Source organism: Geomicrobium sp. JCM 19037 (genome assembly GCF_000698105.1).
GTDB lineage: Bacteria > Bacillota > Bacilli > Bacillales > Marinococcaceae > Geomicrobium_A.
Window position 1 is genome coordinate 100,492 of record NZ_BAWZ01000009.1, and the last position, 18,177, is coordinate 118,668.

Below are 18,177 nucleotides of genomic sequence, written 5' to 3' on the forward strand. Positions count from 1 at the left end.
TCGGCACGCAACTGTCACAAAACGCATTATTTGTGACAGTTGACACCGTTTATGTGCGCATTCACGTTTAAAATCCCAATTTTTCTTTCTCAAGTGTCACATTAATGAATATATGGGGCATTTGGACTTCTTTCCACATACCGTAGCCAGGAGGCAGAAACATGAACCGATGTCGCCCTTGTGCTACGGTGTATCAAGAAAACACGGTGGGCGTACTTTGACCACCGATGTTGCACTTGTGCTCTGGAGTACAAGCATCCGCCTGCAGTGGAAAGCAACAACAAACTGCCCAATTAGGAAAATGTTACGTTCATTATGTATAGCTTCCTGCGATTGGTACGAGAAACCTCAAGCTTTTGCCCACTTACAAATAAACCGAGTATTCCACGGTCATCATATAGGACAGCGGTATTCACCTTCTCAACAACTCTTTAATGTGGCAGTTCAGATTCATAATGATGACTTTTACTCTACCCATCGTCATAAAAAGCCGTTTTTGAGACAATTAGAGCAACGATATAAAATCCTCGTCCTGTAGACAGATGAGAAAGCGAACACGTTGTTGCACAAAAATCAAACCATTGCTTTTTGTATAGACGATCATTACACTTTTAAAAAAAGACTTAGGAGTGTTTCTATATGTCCAATGCCCCCTTTCACGCTCCACCAACCGTGTTCCCAAACCATCTTACACTAATGGTTCAGGACATGGAAAAACAGAAACAGTTTTACACGAAACAGTTAGGATTGACGGTAATACAGGAATCTCAAACTGAGCTTTATCTCGGTGCCAATGGAGAGGACGCTTTACTGACGTTAAAAACAACAGCTGGTGTAGCGGATAAAAGTCCGAGACAGCTTGGACTATTTCATGTCGCTTTTTTGCTACCAAACCGTGAACTGCTCGGTCAACTTGTGTATCATTTGCTTGAAAATAACTACCCAGTGCAAGGTGCATCTGATCACCTTGTAAGTGAAGCTTTTTACCTCGCTGATCCGGAAGGCAATGGCATTGAATTATACGCCGATCGACCAGCGGCGTCATGGTCCTATCATTCAGGACAAGTCGTTATGGCGACGGAGAGGCTCGATGTCGACGGACTACTGGCAGTAAGAGAGCAAGCACCATTTTCTGTGCTGCCTACTCATACTCGTATCGGACATTTGCACTTTCACGTGCATAACCTTGATGACATTCGCCATTTTTATGAAAATGGGCTTGGCTTTGCTGTCATGACTACGTACGGTGATCAGGCGTTGTTTATGGCGCAGGCAAACTATCATCATCACCTTGCCTTTAACCTTTGGGCTGGAACGAATGCTCCACGTCGAAGTGAGCGCCAAATTGGAATGATAAGCTATTCCCTGATGTACCAGATGAGCACACCCGCACACAAGCGGTAGAACGACTTCGCGCTTTGGGTTATTCGCTCCAAGATTCACCTACATTCGTCGTCATAGACCCCGCAGGTGCACACGTTGAGCTGAGCGTAGCAGACGCGAGATCGTCACGATGATGAAGAAACGGAAGCTTGTACGCTAAAGTACAAGCTTCCGTTCAAATTGCAGATGAAACTCCACCTGCTAAAACGATTAAAATGTCTCTTCAATTACCCAATAGAAGTGATCAAAGCCATCCATTCCTGGGAATGGCGGTTCTTCAAAGGTTGGATCGTCTCCTCCTTGGCCAGCATGAGTTTCCCACGTATGAAGGTAATAGACAGTCACTTCTTCTATTTCTTCACTCACCGAAATTTCCGCATGACCTTCAACTCCATAAACGTTGTACGTATCGAGTCGGTTTGGAAATGACAAAATCACACCGTCATCAACGATTTCGCCGTCTCGTGCATACACTTCATTGCCACTTTGAAACAACGTCACCGATGCCTCGTCAATTTGATCACCAGACATCTGCTCCCCATCGCTGTTAAAGAGCGTGATCCCTACATATTCTTCTCCTTCTAATTCACCTTCTGGTAACATTCCCCAGTCCCAATGCACGTCAACGGTTGTATCGCCAATTTGTACATCAATTTCAACCACTTCTTGAAGTTCATCGTGGTCGATGCTGTCTGCTCCTGTGACATACATATAACCACCAATAAACAATGCAATCATTAATCCGCCGGGTATAATCCACATCCATTTGTTACTGCCTTTAAACATTATTTCGCTCCCCGTCATACAAATTCGTATAGTACTTTGCCGCTTCTTTTACATTGTCCTTCGCTACTACACCGCTAATCACCGCGAGTTGTTTAGCACCTGCTCGTATAATATCACTTGCATTTTGCTCGTTAATGCCACCAATTGCCACCGTAGGGATTCGTACTGACGATGCAATTTCTTGAAACCCAGAAACACCAATGGCTCGTTCGGCATCGATTTTTGTATTCGTTTGAAACACCGGGCCGACACCGATATAATTCGCACCGTTTCGCTCTGCCTCTTGCGCTTGTTCAATCGAATGTGTAGAAATCCCTATGATTTTTTGATGACCAAGTAATTTTCTCGCTTCAATTAACGGAAAGTCTCCTTGACCGAAGTGGACACCGTCAGCATCGACTGCAAGCGCTACATCTAAATGATCATTCATGAAAAACGGAACTCCAAATCGACTGGCAAGCCGCTTTATTGCTCTGCCTTTTTGTATAAGGTCGTACTTTGAGCTGCTTTTATCACGTAACTGCAATGCGCTCGCACCACCTAGGAGCACTTCTTCCATAACCTCTACCATTTCCCGATTAGTGTAATTCTTCTCCGGTAATCGCATAAAGTCCACGCTTCATGATCGTTTGTCCCTTTTTTGTTTTATCTTCTTGAGTCGATATTGCAAGTTTTGCCTACTCATTCCAATCGCCTCCGCTGTTTTTGTGATATTGCCTCTGTATGCCTGTAAGGCTTCTTGAAGAAATTGCGATTCACACCGTTTCATATATTCATCAAATAATTCGGCCGGCTCCCTTATCGCATGCTGCCGAAACCGTTGCGCAAAATAATTTGGCATATGGTCAATTGTAAGCACTTTTTCATCTTCATCTATAACATTCATTGCCCCTTCAATGAGATGCTCTAACTCTCGGACATTTCCAGGAAAATCGTGCTCGAGTAAAATCGTCAACAGCTTTGGATCAACGGACTGGACATGCATTTTAAATCGTTGATTAAACTTATGAACAAACGCGTGAACGAGCAAGTCGATATCCCCTGACCGCTCTCGAAGAGGTGGCACACGTATCGCAACTACGTTCAATCGATAGTACAAATCTTTTCGCATCACACCATTTTCTATCGCTTCATCAGGCTCTTCATTCATAGATGCAATGATGCGAACATCCACAACGACGTCACGAGTTCCCCCAACCCTTCTCACCGTTTTATCTTGTAGTACACGCAGTAGTTTCGCTTGCAAAGCAAGTGGGAGTGAGTTTATTTCATCCAATAGCAACGTTCCTCCATGTGCTTGCTCAAAAAGTCCAGGTTTATCTTTTGCCCCTGTAAAGGCTCCGTTTGCTGTACCGAACAGTATACTTTCTAACAGTTGTTCAGGAATGGCTGCACAATTTTGGGTAATGTACGGCTTGTCCGAGCGATTGCTTCCGGAGTGAATGCTTTCAGCAAAAAGCTCTTTGCCTGTGCCCGTTTCTCCATACAATAAGACAGAGGATGAAGTTCTTGTCGCTCGCTTTGTCTCATCAATGACAGTGATCATCGCCTTAGAATCCCCAATTAAATGATCAAACGTATACGTGCCATTGTGCTTGTTCGTATTATGACGTATGAACTCTTCAAGGCGGGTCACGTCTCGCGCAATTTCTACCGCCCCTTGCACACGATCATTTTCTATGAGTAAAGCAGTTTGATTGATGGTTGTTATCTCTCGTCCGTAACGATTCACATACGATTGCTTTATGCGAGAACTCCCCTGCTGTTCTTGAATGGCTTGAAGTAACGTGCTATTATCTGGATCAGCAAATGTAAACACATCTTGAATCGGCTTATGTACAACTTCTTCTTTTTGATGGCCTTCAATCTCAGCCATTTTTTTATTATAATAATGCGTCACGCCATCTCGATCAACGATGTGCACACCTGTCTCTAAAAGGTCAATAAATTGTCCGAGCATATGTGCTGATAGTTTCACGCGCTCCACCCCTCATCCGAGTATTATTATAGCAAACGAGCTAGCCGATGACACGTCATACATACAATGGCACGAAAATTGCATTATTAAGGTTGAAAGGAGTTTTTCATTATGTCAACGTCAAAACAACTCATTGATCAGCATGATCGTTACGGAGCACCGAACTACCTTCCTTTACCTGTCGTTATTTCTGAAGGGAGCGGCTCTTGGGTAACTGACTCAGAGGGGAATCAATACCTTGATATGCTGAGCGCTACTCTGCTGTAAACCAAGGACACCGTCATCCACACATTATTAACGCATTAAAAGCGCAGGCGGACCGCCTTACGTTGTCGTCTAGAGCTTTCCATAACGACCAGATTGGTCCATTTTATGAGAAGCTGTCGACACTCACAGGCAAAGAAAAAATTCTTCCGATGAACACGGGCGCTGAAGCGGTCGAAACTGCGCTCAAAGCCGCTAGGCGATGGGGATATCGTGTGAAAGGCATTCCAACAAATCAAGCAGAAATTATTGTGTGTACCGACAACTTTCATGGTCGCACAATGGCAGCGGTATCTTTATCTTCAAACGAAGAATATCAAGCTGACTTTGGGCCATTGCTTCCTGGCATTACGGTCATCCCTTACGGTGATGCTGAAGCTTTAGAAGCGGCAATTTCGAAGAACACGGCAGCATTTATTTTTGAACCAATTCAAGGGGAAGCCGGCATTCTCCTTCCACCAGACGGTTACTTAAAAGCTGTGCGAGAAGTGTGTGACAAGCATGACGTTTTAATGATTGCTGACGAAATACAATGTGGGCTCGGTCGTTCAGGGAAGATGTTCGCTTGTGACCACGAAGACATCTCTCCTGATATGTTTATTCTCGGCAAAGCTTTAGGTGGGGGCGTCATGCCAATCTCAGCAGTATGTGCTGATGCTGACATATTAGGCTTATTTGAACCCGGATCACACGGATCTACTTTTGGAGGCAACCCACTTGCCTGTGCGGTTTCCTTAGCTGCTCTTGAGGTGATTGAAGATGAACAATTGCCAGCACGTGCAGATTCGCTTGGCACTGCTTTCATTAATAAGTGCAAAGAAATTAAGCACCCAGCGATAAAAGAAGTGCGTGGTCGCGGACTGTTTATCGGTATAGAACTTCACGAACCCGCGCGTCCTTATTGTGAGGCGCTAATGGCAGAAGGCATGCTCTGCAAGGAAACTCATGAAAATGTATTACGGTTAGCGCCCCCGCTCACAATCTCTGAAGAAGATCTCGCATTTGCACTGTCAAAGCTACAGAAAGTTTTTTCATCGTAAAAAAGAGATCTGGCCGACAAATTTCGGCCAGATCTCTTTTGTTTACTCCATAAATCGCTTGCCTGCAATACCAGGGTTCGTCATTTCTTGTGCATCTAATATTTCATCTAGCTCTTCTTCTGTTAAAATTCCACGCTCTAAACAAATCTCTTTCACAGACCGACCGGTAGAAAGCGCTTCTTTTGCAACTCTCGAAGCGACTTCATACCCGACGTGTGGATTAATTGCCGTTACGATGCCGACGCTTTTATGAACTTGAGCTTCGTTATGTTCCACATTTGCCGTCATTCCTTCTAAAGCATACTTACGCAAAACGGTAAGTCCATTTTCCAATACCGATAATGATTGCAACAGATTGAATACGAGTACAGGTTCCATAACGTTGAGTTCTAGTTGCCCTGCCTCAGAAGCAAGAGAAATGGTATGATCGTTTCCGATGACTTGGAAAGAGATCTGGTTCATCACTTCACACATAACCGGGTTCACTTTTCCTGGCATAATAGAACTTCCTGGTTGTCTAGGTGGTAGATTGATTTCGTTTAAGCCTGTTTTTGGACCAGAACTCATTAACCGAAGGTCATTTGACATCTTCGATAGGTTAATCGCAAGTACTTTTAATGACCCGGACAATTCCGTGTAACTGTCTGTGTTTTGCGTTGCATCAACAAGGTGCTCGGCACTTACAAGTGGCATTCCCGTTAACTGTGCAAGATAAGTGGAAACGGTCTCAATGTACTCAGGTTGTGCATTTAAACCTGTTCCAACAGCGGTTGCTCCCATATTAATTTCATAAAGATGGTCCAGCGCTCGGTGCAATCGCTCACGATCTCGTTCAAGCATACGTCGGTATGCTCCCATTTCTTGACCGAGACGAATCGGCACGGCATCTTGAAGATGCGTCCTTCCCATTTTAATTACATCATCAAACGCTGACTCTTTTTTAGCCAACGTATCAATTACCGAATCTAGCGCATTCTGCAAGCCTTTAGAAAGTTTGAGTGCTGAAATATGAATGGCTGTTGGAAATGCATCATTTGTTGATTGCGCCATGTTTACGTGAGTGTTTGGACTCAAGCGCATATAGTCGCCTTTTTCGTAGCCTAAAATTTCAATCGCTCGGTTGGCGATCACTTCGTTTGCATTCATATTAAATGACGTTCCGGCTCCACCTTGTATGGCATCAACGACAAACTGATCATTATGTTCACCCTCAATGACTTCCTCAGCTGCTTTTATAATTGCACTTGCAAGTGTCTTATTAAGGTTTCCTACGTCACGATTTGCCATTGCCGCAGCTTTTTTTACATAACCAAAAGCCTGAATTAATGCGGGATGTGGCGGATATCCTGTAATTGGAAAGTTCTCAATCGCTCTGACCGTTTGAATGCCATAATAGGCATCTGCCGGGACGTGTTTCTCCCCTAAAAAATCTCGTTCAATTCGGTATTCATTTGTGTCCATGAGACAAGTGTCCCCTCCAGTTATTTTAACTTCTCTCCGAATAATGATCCCATTAATGCAACGGCCGCTTCTGCCGTTTTATTTTGCTCATCCAAAATTGGATTGACTTCGACAAATTCACATGATGTCACTCGCTCTGATTCCGCTAACATTTCCATCGCAAGATGACTCTCTCGATAAGTGAGCCCCCCTGTCACTGGAGTGCCTACGCCTGGTGCATCAATTGGATCGAGCCCGTCAAGGTCTAAGCTTAAATGAATTCCATCACAATGCTCGAGCGTCTGCAACGCTCTTGTCATCACTTCTGACATGCCTAATCGGTCGACTTCATGCATTGTAAAAACGGTAATCGCTGATGTTTTTAAAAATGCCTTCTCCGCTTCATCAAGTGCTCTCACTCCAATCAACACGATGTTTCTCTCCTTCACGTGTTGACCATCAAATAAAGAGGTCAATGACGAATGTCCATGACCGATCGCTGCAGCGAGTGGCATTCCATGAATATTCCCTGACGGAGAAGTCTTATCGGTATTAAGATCTCCGTGTGCATCATACCATATAACGCCGAGCTCGTCATAATGAGGGGTAATTCCTGCCAACGTTCCCATCGCGATACTATGGTCACCCCCAAACACGAGTGGGAAGTGGCCGTTGCCAACAATTTGGTGAAGGGATGTCTTGAGCGTTTCATTCGCTGCTTGTACGGCAGATAAATGTTTTAAGTTTTCTTGATTTTCTTTGATTGATCGTTCCACAACGATGTCTCCGTCATCATTCACCTCATATCCAAGTGCTTCTATCGCTCAATCGCTCCGGCATAACGAATGGCACTCGGCCCCATATCAACACCCCGTCGGTTTTGACCTAAATCGAGCGGCGCACCAAGTACGGATATTGTTCTATTCATTATTCATTACTCCCTTATGTAAAATTCTTATTCTCACGGTTGATGACTAACCATGCACAACCGTAAATACCTGCGTCATTCCCAAGCTCTGCGATACCAAATGAAAGTGAACGGTCCGCTTGCTCTAATGAGAAACGCTCATAATGTTTCTTCAACGGCTCCAGCAATTGGTCCCCCGCCGCAGAAATCCCGCCGCCAATAATTATCTTTTCTGGATTCAATAACGTAACCACATTTGATAATACGAGTCCCAAGTAGTACAAACTTTCGTCGATCACCGCTTGTGCCAATTCGTCACCGGCGTTCGCTGCGACAAACAGTTCCGACACTTCACTTTCTGCATGTAATTGGGTCGCTTGTCCACTTGATGCGAGTCGCTCTTTAAGGTTTAAAGAAAACCCTTTCATTCCAACATACTCTTCAAGACAACCTCGTCGACCGCAAGAACATAAACGACCCCCAGGGACAACGGTTACATGCCCAACTTCACCACCGGTTCCACTAGGCCCATTGACGACGTCTCCATTTAATAAAATCCCACCGCCAACACCTGTGCCTAGGGTGACACAAAATGCTGACCGGCTATTCCTTCCGGCCCCTTGCCAGTATTCACCCGCTGCAGCCATATTGGCATCGTTATTTATGTAGACCGGCAAATGAAGCGCTTCTGATAAGCTGTTTTGTAAAGGGTAATTTCGCCAGCCGATGTTCACTGCAAAATCAACCCGTCCTGCGTCTTCATTCACAAAACCAGGCACACCGACGCCTACACCAATCACTTGATCTTTAGAAATATTGGATTTTTGCAGCTGTTCACGTATGCTTTTTGTTACATCTTCACTAATATTAACGCCTTCATTGCTTGTATCGGTCGGAATGCTCCATTTGTCAATCATCGCGCCTTTATCGGTAAAGATCCCCATTTTTACCGAAGTGCCACCAACGTCTGCACCAATTGCATACTTTGTCATGAGTGTTCCCCTCTCTAATTACGGGCGGTCACCTTTTTCTTCTAATCGTTGCACCTCTCCTCTTAGTATACTTCGCCCTTGAACGTATTGCTTTGCTTCAATGAGCCCAAACTCATACAATGTTCGAAGCTCCTCCTCCATTAATAAGAGATCCTCTTTGGGATCTCTCGTGTAAATGACGGTATTGTAGTTCAGTAAATATTGTCGAATGTCATAAATCGTGTGAAAAGATTTCATTACACCTATTATAACAATTTTCCAGCTGTAGCGAAAACAAGAAATAAAAGTGGAACATAAGGAAGCCAATTTATTCTTGCCCACTGTACATACAAATGATTTTGAATGAAAAAGCCAGCGATTAATCCGACGCCAAACATGACGATGAGGAGAAGGAACGTAATTAGTGTTGAAAACCAAACATTAACAAGCGCTCCTGTAAGCACGAACAAACCGATCATACTCAACCACAATCGTATATCCTTCTTTCCAAAATAACCAAAATACGGGTGATACGTCATAATTGCTGCTGTAATAAAAACGACCGTACACGTTAACCACAAGCCGCTAAGCCAGGAATTAGGGATCCAAGATAAGTAGCCATTTGAAAGAGCAAGACCGATATACCCCGACCCTGCAAACAAGAGCGCAAATAACACCATCCATTTTTCAATATCAGCAATGCGCTGATGCACGAGCATCGCTCCAAATGAAGCAGCAACCATAAAAGCCGCTATCATAACAACCGCTCCTTTGCCACATCCACATGACTAGTCATATAAAGCTCACTGAAAAAGGGAAATAGAAAAACATATAACAATGTTTCGCTTATAATACATAGAAAATCTCAATTAGGCCGTGTCTATGATGGCATTTGCTTGAATGAGGAACCATTTTTAACTTGAATCCCCACATAAACGCTTCTATGATAGGATAATTTCCGATTGTAACGCTACTCCCCACATGGGTCGGACCCAATGGTTCGCGTTCACAAGTAGCGTAGAGCGTGGTTCGCTTTTTTTCAGTGACCTCAGTCATATAGTGTATGCCGGGTTCGTCCAGTGAATGATTCAAACACGAAAAAAGCTGGGCAACATCTCCTGTCGCCCAGCTTCTATTCATTGTCCGTTGCCTTCCATTTTTTCATAGAAATCTTCATAATGTTCATTACCAGGATCCATGTCTAGTGCTTCTTCTACGTATTGCCTACCTTGTTCTTCGTCCCCTAGTTGATAATACGTATATCCAAGATTGTACACCGCTTCGTGAAACGCTGGGTTTTCTTCAATCGCTTGTTCATAATACGCTTTTGCTTCTTCGTAATTTCCACGACCGATTTCACTATTGCCAATTACAAAGAACGCTTCCGGCGCTTCTGCCTGGTCAATGACTGCTTCCATCACCTCATAGGCTTCATCGTAGCGCTCTTCTTCCAATAACTCTTGGCTCATTTGCATCTCAACTAAAGGCAGGGGATTGCTCGCTCCGTCAGAGTGATAACCATACAAAAATACGCCTACCCCTAAACTTACGAGAGCAACGGCTCCAGCAACACTTCGCATGAGTGACGTCTTCACATTCGGAAGTTGCACGATTGAAGCCGCTAAAAACCCACCAACTAGTCCACCAATATGTGCACCATTATCGACCATCGGTACGACCGTTCCAAAGACGAGGTTAATCCCAAGAATAATGAGCAGGCTCTTGCCCATCGTTTTAAAGAATAATTCCTTATGCACAAGACCAAAGTAAAGAAGGGCCCCGAAACAACCAAAGATTGCACCAGATGCACCGGCAGACACTTGAGCTGTAAACGCGTAACTTGCTATTGAACCGATCAAACCTGCAAAGAGATACACGAAAATAAATCTAGTTGAACCGTAAATTCGCTCTACGGCAGTACCGAGATAAAACAACGCAAGAGCATTCATGATCAAATGGAAAATTCCGATGTGCAAAAACATCGAGGTAACGAGTCGCCACCATTCGCCTGCATCGATCGCCGGATTGTATTTTGCTCCGAAATCAATGAGTGCGAGCACATCTTGTGAACTACCTCGCGTTTCTAATAGCAAAAACACGAGGAGGATAGCGGCAAGAAGAATCATCGTAAAGCGTGGCTTTCCGTAAGTAAAAACACGCGTCACTTCTTCACGCTCACGCTCCATCTGTCTAAGCACACGCTTTCGTTTCACCGTCGTTCGATCTTCTTTTATTTTCGGTTCATGTTCTAGCATGTCTTCTCGGGTAGGAAACCCTTCTTCTGCTTTAAATCCTTTCAAAAAACGGTGAAGATCGTCACCGTGGTGCGCACCGATTGACGATGCAAATAGTTTCGTATGCATCGGTCTTTTTTTTGACGCATCCGTATATAAAATTTCTCCTGTTTTACTTTTCCAATCATCAACCGGCGCAATTGATGTGATGTATATGTTGTAATAGTGAACTTCTTTACGTTTAGAAGGCGTCTTTAACATTTGAAACTGACGCAACGCCTGCTTCATGAACTCGTCCAAACCCCGACTCCAAGACATGTCAATCTTGGACAAGCTTAACACAGACACTTCATCTTTCGTATTGCGTTCTAACCACAATTGCTTTCGATCACCACTCACATGGATGGCTTGAAACCCGTGTTTTGTCACAAGGTGGTCAGCGAGCTCCCAAAAGAGAACATCTTGGTCTCTAACTTCCATTGCATTCATCCTTTATCGGTTTCATTCTGCTCTCTTCTATAGTAAGCCACAACCATCCGTTCATGCGAATATTTCTGCTTCATCCTTTAAAAAAAGTTATTGTTGCATACGAAAAGGCGAATACCGTTTCATCATATACTTTCTGAACGCGGGAATCTCCATCATCAGTTTAATGAGCACTCTTCGTCTCGTTTCATTCATGAGCAGTCGATTCAGCAATCGGTGCCGATTGCAATACCCGACGCCCACCAGTACTAACAGCAATAAGAAAATCGTTTTCTTCATTTTACATACCTCCGCACATTTCTGCTTAGTGTGCGGCGTTGTTCACATCGCTATGCAAAAAACCAAACGACGATGGCTGCCGACAACGTACAAAGCGTATTTACGGAGTTATTTCCGAGAAAACGAACCCCCCGTACGAACGTTGTCTGCTTCCGGCAATGCACAAGACTTTCCGTTTTCTGTTGGCACACACGGCATTTTCGTTCTTCTTGGGCATACGCGCCAAAAACGGTGTCGATGATTGAGCCGACAAAGCTGCTACTGTCATAATCACCAAGGTCCATGCATCTAAAGAAAATACATACCAGCCGACCAATGAGACGAAGAAGCTACCCAAAAGCGCTGCAAATGTACCGACAATCGACACCGCTCCTGACAGACCGTTTTCGCCAATCGATCGTTTGCGCAAATGATACGGCCTTCCTCCAAAACGTCGCCCCAGTTCTGTTGCCCACGTATCACTCGCAGCAGCAGCTAGTGAAGCGACAAACATGATGATGGAAAGCTCACCAAGCCAAGGGTAAAGCAACGCACTCCCTGCTGCTACTCCCCCGTTGGCAAGCACCTGCCAGGCAGTCCGTTGTTCTTTCTCTCGTGTGAACGTTCGTGCCGGCAATCGACCTAACACCGTGCTACTCACGAAAAATACACCTAGCACAATGAGCCCTTCCCAGGAGAAGAAGTAAGCAATAATAAAACCTACACCTGTAGCGGAGAGTGCGCCAAATAGAGACAATGCCCGCACTCGTAGTGCAGCAAGTGCAATAAATATAACTAAAATAAATTCCATTACAATCTCTTTTCTACAATCAGTTTTTGTACAGGAATATCATGACGCTCACGCGGCAATTTGTGTATGTATTGAAAATGATAAAGCATACTGATCGTTTTTACGTTGGTGCGGCTTAAAAAGGCGTCATAGTAACCCCCGCCATATCCTAAACGGAACCCATCACAGTCAAATGCAATGCCTGGAACGATGACGACATCTAACCGTTCACTCTCATCTTTTGAATCGTGAGGATCAGGCTCAAGAATGCCATATGTACTTCTCATTAGTTTTGTATGTTTTGTATATTGATGAAACGTTAACACTCTGTTTCGGTGAGCATAAGGAATCAACACATGTTTTCCTGCTTCCCAAAGCTTCTCAATTACAGGTTGGGTGGGTATTTCCTGAGCCGTACTTAGTGTAATTCCAACAGTCGATGCTTCTTTTATGAATGGGTCCATAAGCAATTGCTCGATTAACGGTTCTGCGCGCTTTTCCTTGTCGTTTTGAGACAGCTGACTTAACTGAGCGGTTATGTGTTTGCGTATGTCTTTTTTCTGTTGGTCCACTCGATACCGAACTCCTTTTCTCTACAAAAAGAAGCAGCAAAAATTTTGCTGCTTACTTTGTTTCACGGTGGAGCGTATGTTTTTTAAGTCTTGGGCTGTACTTGTTCATTTCAATACGCTCTGGATTTGTTCGTTTATTTTTTGTCGTTATATAGTTGCGGTCACCTGTTTCCGTGCATGCAAGTGTTACCTGTACGCGCATCCGTATCCCTCCTATCATCGCAATCATACCAACATATACTAACAGTTTTATAAAAATAAATCAAGATGAAGTTATGTTCGACTCGTTGTATAATGGTGATGAGGTGATCATCATGTTAGTACTTACAGGAGTGCTATTTCTATTAAGTGCTCTTTTTATGCTGTATTCTCTATACGCCAAAAACAAGAAGCGGGTGCGGGTAAACAAAGAGAAGAGGATGCACTACAATTAATGGGAGATGTGTACGAACTCCAATCTCAAGTAAAAAGACTTGAAGACGAGATTCTCACTACACCTGAAGGAAATCAAAAGAAGACTTCGTCGTTGCAACAGCTAACCGTTACGGCTAATTTAAAATACGAACAAGGTTTCTCAATTGAACAAATCGCAACGTCGCTACAGTTGCATGAGGATGAAGTGATTCATTTGCTTCCTGACCATGTAAAGGAGCGATATGCATGACAAGTAAATCTGCCAGAGGCATCGCAATCGGGTTCTTATTTGCTGGCGTGATTGTGCTTGCAGCCAGTTGGGTCATAGAAGACGAACCAGAAACCGCATCTAGCGAAGAAACGCCAGAAGTGGAAAATACACCACTCGTCCGAGAAAGCGGACTGGATTACTACGACGACGATGCACTGCTTGAAGAAATTGAAGAGCGCGGCCTCGTATCAGAGGATGAAGAGCAAACGAGCGAGACGACGGATACACTTTATATGACCATTAGCTCCGGCATGAGCAGTGGCGAAGTTGCCGAACTGCTCGAACGAGCAGAAATGATTGAGGACGCAGACGAATTTCAAACGATGATTCATGACGCCAACTTAGAAATGCTTATCCAAACCGGATTTTATGAAATTGAAAGCACATTATCTCCTGAAGAGATTATTCGTGTAATCACAAGAGAAGCAGACCTATAAGGTCTGCTTCTTTGTTATTCAATATCATCTTCTACCCCTTCTTCAGGGTCTGCATAGATTTCTGCCTCGTCTTCTTCTCTCTGTGGATTTACACGGTCTTCTTTTAAGTCAAAGTACGCACTCAACGACTCTCTTGCAATATGGTTCGCAATTCCTTGCCGTCCACCTGAGCTATCTAAGGCCACATTTGGCACGACGACGGCAATCGCAACTTCCGGATCGTCGTAAGGCGCATACGCGATCATCGTCTGGTTGTTCCCTCGCACACCATTCTGCGCCGTCACCTCTGCGGTCCCCGTCTTTGCTGCAGCTTCATAGCTCACTTGATTTGAACCATTGAAATAGCTGTATGCCGTTCCACCGCCTTGACCACCAGTCGCAACGACTTGGCGCATGCCTAACTGTACTCGTTCAAAATCAGCCGTTGAATTATCAACCGTGTTTAGTACTTCTGGCTCGAATTGACGGACGACCGAACCTTGGTCATACTCTTCATCCGTGCTCGGCTCTCGAATTTCTTTCACTAGCCTCGGCTTCATTCGTTTACCATCATTAGCCACTGTTGCACTCATTTGCGCCAGTTGCATCGGTGTATACGTATCAAATTGACCAAAGCTCAAAAATAGCACCAAACCGGATTGGCTGTTGCCAATATATCCACTCGATTCGGAAGGCAAATCAATACCTGTTTCCGTCCCTAATCCAAACTGCGCATAGTGATTACGGAGTGCCTGATAAGAATATCCTAAGGAACCCCACTGATTCGTTGACATGTTATAGTCTGCTAACCTCATGGCAATTTCGGTCATATAAATGTTTGACGAACGCCGGATCGCATCTACGTCGTTAACATAACCCATCGTTTGCCAAGAACGGATCGTTGGTGTACCTGGAATACTCGTAATCGGTGAATCATTTACAACCGTTCCGTGGTCAATAACTCCATGATGGTAACCTGCGAGCACAGTCGCTGGCTTCACCGTTGAACCCATTTCAAAGGTACTCGTTGTTGCTCCAAGGTTCTCGCCATTATATCCTGCTACCGTTAGAACCTCTCCGGTGTCTGGCTCCATCATGACAACATACGCTTCCCGATCAGCAATAAAATTGCCTGTCATTTCTTGATTAATAATCTCTTCCACTTCTTGTTGCAATGCCATATCAATCGTGAGCATCAAGTCATTCCCGCGTCTGCCGGGGTCAGTTGTTACGTTACCTTCAGCATCCGTTCTCATGACCGCTTTCTCACCGCGAAGCACATCTTCATAATAGGACTCTAAAAATGACGTTCCAACGACGTCACTTCGCTCATACCCATGGCCGACATAGTTTTCAATCTGCTCTGCTGGAATTGAACCTGTGCCGCCAAAGTACCGGCGAAATGACTCGCCGTAAGGATAGATTCGTTCGGCATCACGCATAATATCTGTACCCGGAAGGTCATGAAGAATTTCTGCCATTTGGTGGGCTTCTTCCTGCGTTAACCCTCTCGCTATTCGATTTGGCGAGTAATTGTACCCGCTAAGCATTTCCGCCCAAATGACGACCGCCTCTTGCTCATCTCGATCAAAAGATTCCATAATTTCATTTTCATCTAATCGGTCTAATTGAAGTTGATAAAATTCATCATCTTCAAGCTCATTCGCTTCTTCTGACGTCACCAAAGAATCAACACGATCTTGTAAATCTCCTGATTCTTCAATTGTTGCTTTGTATAATAAGTAATCTTTCCACTCTCTTGCATTTACTGACTCAATGTCATCATCTTCAATATTCAAATAATGAATGAGCTCATGAGCAATTTCATATCGCTCTAAATCATTATTCGGTGTATTCGTATATGTGAGCGACAGTTGCAAGTCTTGTCAACGACAACATTGTTATAGCGATCAACCATTAAACCGCGCGGCGCATCTACATTTGCCGTCTGTTCTTCTTGCGAACTGAGCATCAGATCATAAGATTCCCCTTGAACAATCTGAATGTACCCTAACCGTAAAATTAACACTGAAAAAAGAATGAACACACCAAAAAACAACACATTCAGCCGAAATGGAATGTGGTTTTTTCGCCGTTCTCTAACCATAGGGAAGCTCCTCTCCACTACTTGCTTCACTCATTGTAGCATGCCTTCGTGAGATGAAACACGACGATTTTGTGACTACGTTTGTCGATTTGCATCTTCCAAACGCTCACTATTATAATCTTGATCTTTGTTACTTGAAGACCAAATTTGAATGGGTCGGATGCAAAAGTATAAAAATAAGTGACCGGCTCCAAAAATTAACATGACGAGGGGAACTCCTTTCGCTTGCCCAATCGCATTCACAACTACCATGAAACAAATAATTGAACCTGCACGTCCCGCATTTGTAAACCACTCTCGCATGATCAAATATTCAACCCTCATTGAGCCGCTTTATACGCTTTGCCGATAATGTCATATGTCATCGAAACGTAGGGAACGAAAATTAAAGGATACGCCATTGAAATAATAATCCCGTAGATGATGAGTGTCACAAACGTTCGATCCGGGAGAATAAGAAAAAGCGCCCCGTATAACATAATCGCTCCAGTCAAAATTGCTCTTTTTCTATATTTCGTTTTTAAATATTTGCCTGATAGAAAATAAAATACAAAAGAAACACCAGACGTGACAAGCCCATATGTACCTAGTGCCAACTCACTGCCTGTAGACATGTACACCCAGATGACAATGACAAAGACGAACACGCCCTCTCGTAACCCTTGAAAGAAGTGAGCAAAAAGAATTCGCCGCCAGTCATCATCGACGTGACGCCGCTGCCATACAGACTGATACGAAATATCCCAGGAGATGAGCGTTTCTTAAATCGAAACGATAACCAAACAGCAACCGCAAATAACAGTAACGATATAAAGAAAATGGTTCGATAACCAGTAAACCCTGGAAACCATTGGATGACTAAACCAGCAGTGAATGGCCCGATCATCCCTGCTAATGAAGTGAATAAACCGAGAAATCCATTGAAAGAATCTCTCGTATCCGGCTCAGTAATTTCGAATGTAAGCACATTAAACGCTAACCAATAGATGCCAAATCCTAAACCTAGCAGTGCGCCAACCACGATGATCATTTGGCTTGCATTCTGACCTAGCAATAACACCGTCAAGTAAAATAATGAGAGCACAATAACACCGATTCGTAAAACAATCGTACGGTCCATTTGCTTTGTTAGCCGTCCAGCTAGGAAAAAAGCTAACGGTTGAAACAACACGCTCGCCAGCTGATACAGTGCAATCATCATTAAGTCTTCGGTCTGCTTCCATAAGTATACATTGACAAACGTGTTTGAGAGCGCTGTACTCATTGCGTATAAGCCGCCTGTAATTAACAGGAGCTTATAGTCTCTATTTGTGAACACATATTCTGGTACGATGTTTGTTACCCAAGCCTTCATGCAATCCCCACCTCAAAGCATAGCTTGTACCAAACACCTGGAATTGATTCACTCGATTAAGGATGTTTTGGATCGTACAACGACGTTTCATTGCATTTCATAAACGTGAGCCTAGTAAGCTTGATTTTTAGGTTCTAAGTCAAATGTTGGGGTAGAGACAATACGCCTCTGAGGCTGTTGAAAAACTTAAATATTTTCTTTATAGAAGTGTAGGGGGTGTCATGGCTACGCTTGCCACGGGCGTTGCCTCAGCTATCGCGCTTCGCGCGAGGATCTTCGGCTAACGGAAAAGGAAGTTCGACATTCATTATGAATCATAATGATGTCGAACCAACCTGCTTACGCAGCCGCCGTAGGCGTCTCCGCCATGACACCCCTTCTCATTTTGCACAAATTGAGAGACTGCCACACACCTCTGCTCCTTTGTTTATCCTACTCGACTTGTATGCTCTTTTAATTGGTGATGCAATAGCACCTTCAAACGCAGCCGGTCATAGCGGCGAAAG

At 44.0% G+C, this 18,177-nt stretch carries 17 protein-coding genes and 4 pseudogenes; 5 read left to right on the top strand and 16 right to left on the bottom strand.

What is annotated here, in order from left to right; translation table 11 throughout:
• Window positions 1–639 precede the first annotated feature (639 nt).
• Entirely contained in the window at window positions 640–1,404 is a 765-nt protein-coding gene (locus JCM19037_RS07380) for a VOC family protein (RefSeq protein ID WP_052363653.1), read from the top strand.
• A 189-nt stretch (window positions 1,405–1,593) separates the two neighbouring features.
• On the opposite strand, the gene JCM19037_RS07385 is transcribed toward JCM19037_RS07380, so the two are convergent.
• The 3 genes from JCM19037_RS07385 to JCM19037_RS07395 are packed head-to-tail and all read right to left on the bottom strand — an operon-like array spanning window position 1,594 to window position 4,147.
• On the bottom strand, window positions 1,594–2,169 hold the full coding sequence (locus tag JCM19037_RS07385) for a hypothetical protein (RefSeq protein WP_042399465.1): 576 nt from the start codon (window positions 2,167–2,169) through the stop codon (window positions 1,594–1,596).
• Window positions 2,162–2,776 (bottom strand): thiamine phosphate synthase, encoded by a 615-nt coding sequence (gene thiE / locus JCM19037_RS07390; RefSeq protein ID WP_307189753.1) that lies wholly within the window; start codon window positions 2,774–2,776, stop codon window positions 2,162–2,164. Before thiE ends, JCM19037_RS07385 begins: the two co-directional genes overlap by 8 nt.
• A 12-nt stretch (window positions 2,777–2,788) precedes the next feature.
• Window positions 2,789–4,147 (bottom strand): sigma-54-dependent Fis family transcriptional regulator, encoded by a 1,359-nt coding sequence (locus JCM19037_RS07395; RefSeq protein WP_307189746.1) that lies wholly within the window; start codon window positions 4,145–4,147, stop codon window positions 2,789–2,791.
• Window positions 4,148–4,258: 111 nt separating this feature from the next.
• Between JCM19037_RS07395 and JCM19037_RS07400 the strand changes: the two are divergent.
• A pseudogene (locus tag JCM19037_RS07400) lies at window positions 4,259–5,451 on the top strand (ornithine--oxo-acid transaminase).
• A 42-nt stretch (window positions 5,452–5,493) separates the two neighbouring features.
• On the opposite strand, the gene aspA reads toward JCM19037_RS07400, so the two are convergent.
• From aspA to rpmG, 10 genes and pseudogenes are all read right to left on the bottom strand, one after another.
• The gene (gene aspA / locus JCM19037_RS07405; RefSeq protein ID WP_042399468.1) at window positions 5,494–6,912 is read right to left on the bottom strand and encodes an aspartate ammonia-lyase; all 1,419 of its coding nucleotides are present in this window, start codon (window positions 6,910–6,912) and stop codon (window positions 5,494–5,496) included.
• Window positions 6,913–6,932: 20 nt separating this feature from the next.
• Window positions 6,933–7,819: pseudogene (rocF, locus tag JCM19037_RS07410) on the bottom strand (arginase).
• Between the two features lie 14 nt (window positions 7,820–7,833).
• Window positions 7,834–8,790: an ROK family glucokinase gene (locus tag JCM19037_RS07415; protein WP_042399470.1), complete on the bottom strand. Its 957-nt coding sequence runs from the start codon at window positions 8,788–8,790 to the stop codon at window positions 7,834–7,836.
• Window positions 8,791–8,808: 18 nt separating this feature from the next.
• Window positions 8,809–9,027: a YqgQ family protein gene (locus JCM19037_RS07420; protein WP_042399474.1), complete on the bottom strand. Its 219-nt coding sequence runs from the start codon at window positions 9,025–9,027 to the stop codon at window positions 8,809–8,811.
• A gap of 8 nt (window positions 9,028–9,035) precedes the next feature.
• Window positions 9,036–9,527 (bottom strand): hypothetical protein, encoded by a 492-nt coding sequence (locus tag JCM19037_RS07425; protein WP_042399478.1) that lies wholly within the window; start codon window positions 9,525–9,527, stop codon window positions 9,036–9,038.
• 378 nt (window positions 9,528–9,905) lie between these two features.
• A complete protein-coding gene (locus JCM19037_RS07435; RefSeq protein ID WP_042399482.1) occupies window positions 9,906–11,483 on the bottom strand; it encodes a rhomboid family intramembrane serine protease in 1,578 nt (525 codons plus the stop codon).
• A 96-nt stretch (window positions 11,484–11,579) separates the two neighbouring features.
• Window positions 11,580–11,768, bottom strand: coding sequence for a hypothetical protein (locus JCM19037_RS07440; protein WP_042399485.1), 189 nt, complete (start codon window positions 11,766–11,768; stop codon window positions 11,580–11,582).
• A 50-nt stretch (window positions 11,769–11,818) separates the two neighbouring features.
• Window positions 11,819–12,558, bottom strand: a pseudogene (locus tag JCM19037_RS07445) (DUF92 domain-containing protein).
• Window positions 12,558–13,109 carry a 5-formyltetrahydrofolate cyclo-ligase gene (locus JCM19037_RS07450; protein ID WP_081829132.1) on the bottom strand — a complete coding sequence of 184 codons (552 nt, stop codon included), beginning with the start codon at window positions 13,107–13,109 and terminating at the stop codon, window positions 12,558–12,560. The pseudogene JCM19037_RS07445 and the gene JCM19037_RS07450 overlap by 1 nt, the downstream one beginning before the upstream one ends.
• A 52-nt stretch (window positions 13,110–13,161) precedes the next feature.
• The gene (gene rpmG, locus JCM19037_RS07455; protein WP_042399487.1) at window positions 13,162–13,311 is read right to left on the bottom strand and encodes a 50S ribosomal protein L33; all 150 of its coding nucleotides are present in this window, start codon (window positions 13,309–13,311) and stop codon (window positions 13,162–13,164) included.
• A gap of 231 nt (window positions 13,312–13,542) precedes the next feature.
• On the opposite strand from rpmG, the gene JCM19037_RS07460 reads away from it, so the two are divergent.
• Complete coding sequence (locus JCM19037_RS07460) at window positions 13,543–13,773, top strand: hypothetical protein (RefSeq protein WP_042399489.1); 231 nt, start codon at window positions 13,543–13,545, stop codon at window positions 13,771–13,773.
• The gene (locus JCM19037_RS07465) at window positions 13,770–14,231 is read left to right on the top strand and encodes a hypothetical protein (protein ID WP_042399492.1); all 462 of its coding nucleotides are present in this window, start codon (window positions 13,770–13,772) and stop codon (window positions 14,229–14,231) included. Before JCM19037_RS07460 ends, JCM19037_RS07465 begins: the two co-directional genes overlap by 4 nt.
• Window positions 14,232–14,245: 14 nt before the next feature.
• On the opposite strand, the gene JCM19037_RS07470 is transcribed toward JCM19037_RS07465, so the two are convergent.
• The 3 genes and pseudogenes from JCM19037_RS07470 to JCM19037_RS29950 all read right to left on the bottom strand — a co-directional run bounded on the left by JCM19037_RS07470 (window position 14,246) and on the right by JCM19037_RS29950 (window position 17,671).
• Complete coding sequence (locus JCM19037_RS07470; protein ID WP_152548983.1) at window positions 14,246–16,090, bottom strand: penicillin-binding protein 2; 1,845 nt, start codon at window positions 16,088–16,090, stop codon at window positions 14,246–14,248.
• Window positions 16,045–16,317, bottom strand: a complete 273-nt coding sequence (locus tag JCM19037_RS25000) for a hypothetical protein (protein WP_052363656.1) — start codon at window positions 16,315–16,317, stop codon at window positions 16,045–16,047. Before JCM19037_RS25000 ends, JCM19037_RS07470 begins: the two co-directional genes overlap by 46 nt.
• 75 nt (window positions 16,318–16,392) lie before the next feature.
• Window positions 16,393–17,671: pseudogene (locus JCM19037_RS29950) on the bottom strand (MFS transporter).
• Between the two features lie 309 nt (window positions 17,672–17,980).
• Between JCM19037_RS29950 and JCM19037_RS26935 the strand changes: the two are divergent.
• On the top strand, window positions 17,981–18,177 hold a 197-nt coding region (locus tag JCM19037_RS26935), incomplete at its 3' end, for a hypothetical protein (protein WP_238544595.1).